Genomic DNA, 1,918 nt, shown 5'->3' with positions numbered 1-1,918 from the left:
GCCCCTGAACCCCCGGTGGACTACGACATCCACACCACGGCGGGAAAGATCGCGGATCTGCTGGGCCGGCCGGCGGGAACGGATCGGGTCCGCGTGGACGGGAGCGCGGGGCACGGCCCCGGCATCCGGCGCCGCGGGGCCCGGCCCCGCGACGGTGCCCGGCCGTGGACGCGCCGGAGGCACGGGCGCCCCCGGGCCGATCCCGTGTCGCGGTGATCGTGTCATGGGGCCACCTCCTGCCGCCGCCGGCGTCCGCGGTCGCTGACGTTTCCGAAGCTAGAGCCGCCGGCCGTCCGCGGCGCCGGCGTTAACCCGCCCTTAATGAGCGGATCAGCCGTCGCTAAGCCGCCGTCCGCGGAAACGAGGATCCGCGCAGGTGAGAAGGCTGCCGGGCCTTCGCGCCCGGAGGCGTGAACCCGGGCCGGACTCCGCGCGTACAGGTGAAAAAGCGCCTCGGGACAAGGCTCATCGGCCTTTTTCGGCACCGATTGACATCCACGTTGCTTCGGGGGCGTATGCTCCCGGAGTGTTCGAGCGGATTCGCGAGAATCCGTTCGGGGATCGTGGTGGGAGCGAGCGGGCTCCGACACCGCGGTCCCGTCATGTCTCAGCGGGACGGCCGCCGGGCGTCAGGCCCGGCGGCGCGGAACGTGTCGGCGTTCGCCGTGCTCTCCGTCTCCTCCACAGGAGAGGGCATGGCGCGACGCGATTACGGGCATGCGTCCCGGAGCCAAACGCATGCTTCACCGTGGGCTGAGACGCCCGCGCGCCCGTCCACGGGACCCGAGCCCGAGCGGGGGCCCCGGTCCGAGGCCCCCCAGTGGCCCGAAGGGTCCTGGTGGTCGGAGCAGCCGGACTGGTCCGAGCGGAGGCGCGGATCGTCGCGGCGCGAGCCGTCGCGGCGCCAGATCAGGCGGCGCGAGGCCAGGGCCCGCGCGCGCGGTTCCGGCAAGGGCGCCGAGCGGCCGCGCCCCCGGGCGCAGTGGCCGGAGCCGCCCGAACGGCGCGACGACGCGAAAGCCGATCGCTTCGACGCGCGCGGCAGCTACGACCCCGCGGGCTACGCGGCCCGCACGCGGCGGGACGTTCGATCGGAGCGCCCCGACGCCCGCGGCGAGCGGCCGGGCTCCCGGAACGCGCGGCGGGACATTCCAACCGAGCGTTCCGACGCCCGCACCCAGCAGGACGCCCGCACCGAGCGTCTCGACGCTCGAACCGGGCGGGACGCCCGCACTGAACGGGACACGCGGACCGAGCGGTTCGACGCGCGGAGCACTCTGAGAGACGCCCCGAGGGAGCGGTTCGACGCCCGCACCGAGCGGGACGACCGCACCGGGGGTGTCGGCGGCCGCGGTGAGCCGCGCGGCGGGCGCACCGAAAGGTTCGACGCGAGGGCCGAGGGGCTCGGCGGGCGCGCGGGACGGCCCGAGAGGGACCGGTCCCGCGACTTCTCGGCGCGGGGCGGGCGCTCCCGCCGTGCGGAGCCAGCCCGCGCCGGGCGGGGCGGCCCCCCGCGGCGCCCCCCTCGGCAGGAGCGGCGGCGCCAGGCGCCGCCGCGTCCCGGGCCGAAGGCGACGCCGCGCCGCGGCAGGCGGCCCGCCGACCGGCTGAGCATCGGCGCGATCGTCCTGTCCACCGCGGTCGGGCTGTCCCTGCTGGGCATCGCCGAGCGGGCCCTGCTCGACGGCGGCCCCGTCGGCGGGTCCTCCGGCCCGGTCGGCTCGGAGCGCGCGATCAAGCCGTCCAGGCCCGGCGCCGGCACGCCCGCGCGGCCCCAGCAGCCGCAGCGGCGGCCGGTGGCCGGCGGCGGCACGGCCACCGCTCCGGCGGGGCCCGACCTCGGGGTCCTCGCCACGCAGGTCCGCCGGCTGACGCTGGCGCAGCGGGGCGCCGCGGCGCGGCAGGCCTACGGGGCGGC

General features: G+C 77.7%; 1 protein-coding gene and 1 pseudogene. Both read left to right on the top strand.

Going from position 1 to position 1,918, the window contains the following annotated elements:
* Nucleotides 1-216 (top strand): hypothetical protein (locus AB0C69_RS41815; protein ID WP_360362378.1); only part of this gene is annotated, 216 nt, incomplete at its 5' end.
* 479 nt (nucleotides 217-695) lie between these two features.
* Nucleotides 696-1,918, top strand: a pseudogene (locus AB0C69_RS41810) (hypothetical protein); the annotation flags it as partial.

This window comes from Actinomadura sp. NPDC048032, assembly GCF_040653175.1.
Classification (GTDB): Bacteria; Actinomycetota; Actinomycetes; order Streptosporangiales; family Streptosporangiaceae; genus Spirillospora; species Spirillospora verrucosospora.
Note: the sequence above shows the minus strand (reverse complement) of the source record. Positions and strands in the feature narration are given on the sequence as shown.